Origin of the sequence: Terasakiella sediminum (assembly GCF_033100395.1) — a bacterium.
GTDB lineage: Bacteria > Pseudomonadota > Alphaproteobacteria > Rhodospirillales > Terasakiellaceae > Terasakiella.
In genome coordinates this window covers 1-7,549 of sequence record NZ_JAWLVJ010000047.1, presented here as the reverse complement: position 1 = coordinate 7,549, position 7,549 = coordinate 1, and the positions used below count along the sequence as shown (strand labels likewise).

The following is a 7,549-nucleotide window of genomic DNA, read 5'->3' as shown; positions in this document are numbered from 1 at the left end:
CATCACCACCATGGAGCTTGTCGTTTCCGGCGCCGCCATTGAGAACATCATCACCCTTGCCACCGGACAGGACATCTTTGCCTGCACCGCCGTTAAGGACATCGTCGCCAGAGCCGCCAGACAGACGGTCGTTTCCTTGACCGCCGACGAGCGTGTCATCGCCCGCGCCGCCTGCGAGTTTATCGTTCCCGGCACCACCGTCTAGCTGATCATTGCCGGAACCTGCGTTCAGGCGGTCGTTGCCATCGCCACCGGAAAGGGTATCGTCACCTGCCCCGCCAATGATTTTGTCGTTGCCTGCACCGCCGTTAAGGATATCGTCGCCCGCTTTACCAATAATCTTGTCATTTCCGTCGTCGCCGATGAGTTCATCTTCGCCAGGTGTACCACGTAGGACCTGATCGCCGATTGGGGGCGTTTCTTCTGCGGGGTCTTCTTTTTCTTCTGTTTCTGCAGTTTTTTCTTCGGTCTCTTCAGGAAGGAATTCCAGATTTTCAACGGCTGTAGTTTCCGCAGTCTCCTCCCCTGTTTGTGCCGTTTCCTCAGCGCCATCAGGAACGGCAACAGGTTCCAGAACCACCTGAACAGAAATATCGATGCTGGTGACCTGGGTTGGATCAACCAAGATGACAATGTTTTCTTGATTGCTGCCGTCAATGACGAGCGTGCCGGCTTCAGATACATCGCCGTGGGAGGTCCTGGCACCAAGCGGCATGTTTGCCAGCGTGATGGTTTCAGCGTTTTCACGCACTTCATTGGGGAGATTGAAAGAGAAAGCGGCAATTTTTCCTTCGCTGGCGGCTTGTGCCAAATCTTCATCAGCCACGCGTACTGCGAAATGTTCGATCAGATCTTCGCTGTTCAGATCAAGTTCACCACCGGATGTGTGTTCCTGTTCCTGGGCGAGGTGGGAATCTTCGCTTCCCATGTGGGAATTTTGCAGCGTGATGTCTGTTTCGTTTTCGACGTCGATTTTATTGATGACGAAAATCTGGTCTGATAGTCCCTCGTCTGCACCATCAGAATGTAGATCGAACATCTCGATACTGCTTTTGGCTTTATTGCCTGTCTCTTCCATGATATTCCCGGTTAAATAAGAGTTTCATTTTTCTTATTATTTTTCGAGATAAATCATACAAGAAACGGTGATTTTGAGCGAGTTAAATGAACTCCATAAGCATTCACAACTAAGGAAAAATACCCATACTTCACCCTTCAATTGAACTTGACGTGTTCAAAAGTAGGCGTGGGTTTATCGTTATGCTTTTGTGCCGTGCAAAAACTGACTGACAGCGATACGAACCATCTTGGCTTGCATGTCCGAATCGGGGGCTTCGCAGTTCGACATCAAACATTTCATCTGATGCACTCCGAACATGGAAGCGAGCAATCCTTGCGCGGAGATAAAAGAATCTTCGATTTTCAAAACGCCTTTTTCAGCCCAGCTGTCCAGATAGGCGGCGACATATTCAATCACTTCCTTGGGACCTTGTTTGTAAAAGTCATCCCCCATCTGCGGGAAAGCATTGGCATTGCCAATCATCATGCGCACCAAATTCATACCTTCAGGCTCGAAAATCATCTGCAGGAAACGACGGCCCAGTTCGTTTAAGGCTTCTTCCAGCGGTAAATCTTCATCAATATAGAGTTCGACCTTTTCGCGTTTACTTTCACAGACTTCGTGCATCAGGCCGGAAAACAGGTCTTCTTTGGAGCCGAAGTTACTATAGACCGTGCGTTTGGAGACTTTGGCCCGCTTGGCAATTTCGTCCATACTTGTAAGTTCGAACCCTTTTTCAAGAAATACCTGACGTGCAGCTTCGATGATATCGAACCGTTTTTTTTCATTGCGCGTCATATCGGCTTCCGCCTTACGTTTGCGCCAGATCTGGAACAGGCATTCCTGATTTTTCAACAGAGGTCTCCAAAAAAACTACACTGTGCAGTTTACAAATGAAAATATTTATGTAAACTACACCGATTAGTTTACATGTGTTGGGTATCAAATTCAAGTTCAAGGTTATGGCATATATTTTTTCATAACCGAAGCGTTCATCAGGGTAAGGGCAACCGGATGGGCGCGATCATGATTTCCCCCACCTGATATGTGTGAGCCTATGTCAATCATATGGAGCAATGGCTATGAGTAAGTTCATGGACCGTCTATCTGTATCTTGGGCCAAGGGCATTGTCCGTTGGCGTTGGCTTGTCCTTATTGTTGCAGTTGCTGCAACAATTGGCCTGGCTTCAGGTGCACGGTTTTTAAGTTTCACCAGTGACTATCGCGTTTTCTTCAGCGATGAAAACCCGCAGCTCACTGCGTATGAAGATCTGCAAAACATTTATACCAAAGCAGATAATATTTTATTCGTTTTAAAACCCCGTGATGGGAAAATCTTTACGGCAGAATGGCTGGAATCAGTACGTCTCTTTACTGAAGATGCCTGGAAAATTCCTTATTCCATCCGTGTAGATTCGATTTCCAACTATCAAAATACCGAAGCCGTTGAAGATGATCTGACGGTTGCTGATCTGGTGGAAACTACAGAAGGGTTGAACCAGGTTGGTCTGGACAAGATCGAAAATGTCGCACAAACCGAACCTGTGCTGGCAAAGCGTATCATTTCTGAAGACAGCACAACAACGGGGATTCAGGTCACGCTGCAGCTTCCACCGGATGATGCGATTGCGCTGAGTTCTGCGGTTGAATATGCAGAAACCATGGCGGCCAATCTGGAAGCCAAGCACCCGAACCTTGAAGTGGCTGTTACCGGTCTTGCGCCTTTGAGTAACGCGTTTACCCGTGCGTCTATGATTGATATGGGCACGCTGACACCTGCGATGTTTGTCATCATTATTGTGGCGCTGATTGCGTTCCTGCGCTCTTTCACCGGGACGGCCGTGACTTTGCTGGTCACTATCTTTTCCATGATGGTTGCGATGGGTTTTGCCGGATTTACGGGTGTGCGTTTGACGCCCCCTGCGGCCATGGCACCAACTATTATCATGACCATTGCGATTGCGGACTGTGTGCATATTCTGGTTTCCATGTTCCATGAAATGCGTCATGGCAAGACGAAACAGGAAGCGATTGTGGAAAGCCTGCGGGTGAATACACAGCCAGTGTTCCTGACCAGTCTGACCACCGTCATCGGCTTCATGACGCTGAACTTCTCTGACTCCCCACCTTTCCATGATCTCGGCAATATCTCGGCAGCGGGTGTGATCGCAGCCTGGATTTTGTCCATGACTTTCCTGCCTGCCATGATGGCAATCCTGCCTGTGCGGGTAAAAGCCAAAGTCGAAGGCAAGTCCCATGTGATGGATAAACTGGCGGACTTTGTGATTGCGAAACGCAGCACGTTGCTGGTTGTTATGGGCGTGATTGTGATTGCTCTGGCCTCCATGGTTAGCAAGATCGAACTGGATGACCGCTTTGTTGAATATTTCGATGAAAGCATTCAATTCCGTGTCGATAGTGATTTCACCCGTGAAAACCTGACAGGCATCTATCAGGTTGAATATTCTATTGGGTCCGGTGAATCAGGTGGCGTTTCCAATCCTGATTATCTGGCGAAACTGGAAGAATTTTCGATCTGGCTGCGTGCCCAGCCGGGTGTGGTTCATGTCAATACCATCACCGACATCATGAAACGTCTGAACAAATCCATGCATGGGGATGAGCAGGCCTGGTATAAGCTGCCTGAAGATCGTGAACTCGCCGCACAGTACCTGCTGCTTTATGAAATGTCTTTGCCGTATGGTCTGGATTTGAACAGCCAGATCAACGTGGACAAATCAGCAAGCCGTCTGACCGTGACGCTGGATAATGTTTCCAGTACAGACATGCGCAACATGGCAGAAGTTTCCAGTCAGTGGCTGAAAGACAACACGCCAACCTATATGCATGCCGAAGCGACCAGTACGTCGGTGATGTTCTCTTACATCTCGGACCGTAACATCAAATCCATGCTGTCGGGCACAGCCATCGCTTTTGTGATGATTTCTTTGTCCATGGTGATTGCGCTGCGTAGCCTGAAGATCGGTCTGATCAGCCTGATCCCCAATATGGTGCCAGCGGCTATGGCCTTTGGTGTCTGGGCGATTCTGTTTGGGCAAGTCGGTATGGCGGTGTCTGTAGTGGCCGCAACCAGCCTCGGCTTGATCGTGGATGCATCTGTGCACTTCTTAAGCAAGTACACCCGTGCACGCCGTGAACGTGGGGCAAGCCCGCAGGCAGCTGTTCGTTATGGCTTCAACACAGTGGGGACCGCCCTTTGGGTGACGACAGCTGTGTTGGTGCTGGGCTTTGCTGTCTTGGCCTTTTCTACCTTCAAAGTGAATGCGGATATGGGCATTCTGACGGCGATCACCATTGCCATCGCCCTGTTTATCGACTTCCTGTTGTTGCCACCGCTTCTGATGCTGTTTGAAAAAGAACCCGTCAAAGAAGAACCCGAAGGCAACCCTGTCCCGCAGGCAGCAGAATAAAAATTGAAAGAGTATAAGAAAATGAAACTATCAAAACTGATGACCGTGGGCCTGATGGCCGCAACATGGGCAATGGTTGGCACCACTTCTGTGAATGCAGAAGTGGATGCCAAAGCCAAAGGTCTGGAGATCGCAACCGAATGGGATAACCGCGATCTTGGCTTTAAAGATTCCACGGCAACCATGAAGATGGTGCTGGAAAACCGCCATGGCCAAAAGAGTGAGCGCAAGATGCGCCAGATCATTCTGGAAATTCCTGATCTGGAAGTGGGCGATAAAAGCCTGACCGTGTTTGATCATCCCCGTGATGTGAAAGGCACGGCGTTTTTGAGTTACGCCAAAATCCTTGATCCGGATGATCAGTGGCTTTACCTGCCTGCGCTGAAACGCGTAAAGCGTATTTCGTCTAAAAACAAATCTGGCCCGTTTGTGGGGTCTGAATTTGCTTATGAAGATTTGTCTTCACGTGAGCTCAAAAAATTCACCTACACCTGGCTGCGCGATGAAAAGTGTGGCGATCTGGACTGCTTCGTTCTGGAACAAATTCCAACGTACGAAAACTCCGGTTATACCCGCACAGAAGTTTGGTACGACAAAGACGAATATCGTCAGCTGAAAATCGATTTCTATGACCGTAAGAACGCTTTGTTGAAAACACTGACGTATGGCGATTATCGTCAGTACTTGGGTAAATATTGGCGTTCGCACGACATGTATGTGGTCAACCACCAGACAGGTAAAAAGACCCGTCTGCTGTTTGATGAAATGCAGTTCCAGACAGGTGTTTCTGATAAGGACCTGAGCAAGAACAGCCTGAAACGTTCCAGATAATGAAACGGCTGTTTAAGCACTCTTTGCTGGCTTGTGCTCTCACCATGGCGGTGGGGGCACAAGGGGCGCTGGCAGAGGATCAACCTTCAGATATTTCGCTTTCGGGCTATATGGCACTGGATGTGCGCGCCTTTGCTGAAGATGCTTTGTATGACGATCAGAAGAACCAGCGGATTAATCCGTCTCTCGTTCTCAATCCTGAATTTGCCTATGAATGGAACAATGGCGATGACCGCATCGATTTTGTACCATTTGCGCGCATTGATGTGCAGGATCAGGAACGCCGCCATTGGGATATCCGGGAACTTAAATATCTCCATATTGACGATGGCTGGGATTTGAAGCTCGGATTCGATAAGGTCTTCTGGGGTGTGACGGAATCACGCCATCTGGTCGATATCATCAACCAAACCGATGCGGTGGAAGATGTGGATGGGGAAGACAAGCTGGGCCAGCCCATGGTCAATCTGGGGTTCCAGAATGACTGGGGTGATGTGAACATGTTTGTCATGCCCTATTTCCGCGAACGCACTTTCCCGGGCAAAGATGGTCGCCTGCGTGCAGGCACCGTCGTTGATACCGATCAGGTGATCTACGAACATAGCGCAGAAGAATTCCATCCGGATTTCGCTTTGCGTTATTCCACTTATGTGGGCGACTGGGATATTGGTCTCTCTCACTTCCACGGCACAAGTCGGGAGCCCACCTTTGTGGCAGGAACCGACAGTAGCGGCCAGTCTGTTTTTATCCCGCGTTATGAAATCATCGATCAAACCGGGATTGATGTGCAGGCGACCGTCGAAGAATGGCTGTGGAAGCTGGAAAGCATCTATCGCGCTGGTCACGGCGATAGCTTTGCAGCCGTTTCAGCTGGCCTTGAATATACTTTCTTCGGCGCGGTTGGCGATACAGGTGATTTGGGCGTGCTGGCCGAATATCATTGGGATGGTCGTGACAGTGATGCACCATCAACCATGCATGATAATGACGTCTTCTTCGGGGCGCGCCTGACGCTGAATGATGAGGATGATACCGATTTTCTTGCAGGCGTGCTGGTGGACCGCATCACCCAGGCACAAAGCTTTTCCATGGAAGCCGATACTAGGATTAATGATCAATGGACCATTGAAGCTGAACTTCGGATCACAAATGATCTCGCCACTAAAGACCCTGGATACGGGGCAAGGCGAGACGATCATATCCAGATCAGACTGACCCGGTATTTTTAGGAGAAAGGCCTGCTTGTTGTGAGCGGGCCTTTTTCATATTACATGAAATGAATTATTGGTTATACTCCGTTATAAGTTGAAGTAATGATGTATTTAACATCTTATAATAAGGAGTAGAGAATGAAGCTTATAATTTATCTGTCATTCGTTTTTTTGGCATTTTCAGAGACTGCAAATGCATCTGAACTGCCTCGATATGATGTTAATGGACATTGTGAGAATGTCTCTAAAGTCTCGGGTGGTTCAAATATGATCTTTAATTCCTGTATAGACATGGAACAAAAGGCATATGTGAATATAAAAACGACATGGTCAGAAACCCCTCAGAAAACTCAAAGTCATTGTGACCAAGTGGGCAAAGTGTCAGGGGGATCTTATTCTATTTTGGAAAGCTGTATAAAAATGGAAATGAGAGCAAATAAAAATAAGAAAAAATTCGAATATTAAACTTATCGGAACGTCGGCGCCCTTAAGGAGAAGGTAACATAAAACCTTCTCCTATTGGCCTGTTATGATCAGCTCACCTTGTTTAATCTGAAGTTACAGGGGTGATTTTGTTTTGTATGCATTTGAATATATAGCTGTTTCTCGTGCTCTAAAAAGAAAGCAGAAGCTCCAGGCATAACAAATGGGGTTATTTTTTGTTCAGTAACCTTAGACTCAATGCCCGCCGTTTCCCAAAGAATTGAATTTTCACCAACTCTAATTGTCGCACCTTTGGGTTCGGCTTTATTATTAGACATAAAGCCTTTCATGACCTCACCCGTGTCTTCGCCATCGCTGATAGCTTGGCTAACTTGTTCAGACAAGGTTAGCCCAATCATGGTGCATGCCAGTTTTAGCATCATGTCATTTGTGTTTGTTAAAGGCGTTAAGTCAACAATATATTGATCTCTCTTATCGTCATTAGGTAATACCCCCGATTTTTAGTGGTCCTTAGAAGTAGAATTTTCTCGTATATTAAGTGCAGGAGATTCGAAATGAAAAAACCAAGATAT

At 47.7% G+C, this 7,549-nt stretch carries 7 protein-coding genes; 4 read left to right on the top strand and 3 right to left on the bottom strand.

Going from position 1 to position 7,549, the window contains the following annotated elements:
* The coding region (locus RYZ26_RS19510; protein WP_317684935.1) for a calcium-binding protein at nucleotides 1-1,078 on the bottom strand (1,078 nt) is incomplete at its 3' end.
* 180 nt (nucleotides 1,079-1,258) lie between these two features.
* Entirely contained in the window at nucleotides 1,259-1,915 is a 657-nt protein-coding gene (locus RYZ26_RS19505) for a TetR/AcrR family transcriptional regulator (protein ID WP_317684934.1), read from the bottom strand.
* A gap of 227 nt (nucleotides 1,916-2,142) precedes the next feature.
* Between RYZ26_RS19505 and RYZ26_RS19500 the strand changes: the two genes are divergently transcribed.
* From RYZ26_RS19500 to RYZ26_RS19485, 4 genes are all read left to right on the top strand, one after another.
* The gene (locus tag RYZ26_RS19500) at nucleotides 2,143-4,491 is read left to right on the top strand and encodes an efflux RND transporter permease subunit (RefSeq protein WP_317684933.1); all 2,349 of its coding nucleotides are present in this window, start codon (nucleotides 2,143-2,145) and stop codon (nucleotides 4,489-4,491) included.
* Between the two features lie 21 nt (nucleotides 4,492-4,512).
* Nucleotides 4,513-5,322: an outer membrane lipoprotein-sorting protein gene (locus tag RYZ26_RS19495; protein WP_317684932.1), complete on the top strand. Its 810-nt coding sequence runs from the start codon at nucleotides 4,513-4,515 to the stop codon at nucleotides 5,320-5,322.
* A complete protein-coding gene (locus RYZ26_RS19490) occupies nucleotides 5,322-6,551 on the top strand; it encodes a hypothetical protein (RefSeq protein ID WP_317684931.1) in 1,230 nt (409 codons plus the stop codon). The genes RYZ26_RS19495 and RYZ26_RS19490 overlap by 1 nt, the downstream gene beginning before the upstream one ends.
* Nucleotides 6,552-6,671: 120 nt before the next feature.
* Entirely contained in the window at nucleotides 6,672-6,998 is a 327-nt protein-coding gene (locus RYZ26_RS19485) for a hypothetical protein (protein WP_317684930.1), read from the top strand.
* A 68-nt stretch (nucleotides 6,999-7,066) separates the two neighbouring features.
* Here the strand turns inward: RYZ26_RS19485 and RYZ26_RS19480 are convergent, their stop codons facing one another.
* Nucleotides 7,067-7,375, bottom strand: a complete 309-nt coding sequence (locus RYZ26_RS19480; protein WP_317684929.1) for a hypothetical protein — start codon at nucleotides 7,373-7,375, stop codon at nucleotides 7,067-7,069.
* Nucleotides 7,376-7,549: the final 174 nt, after the last annotated feature.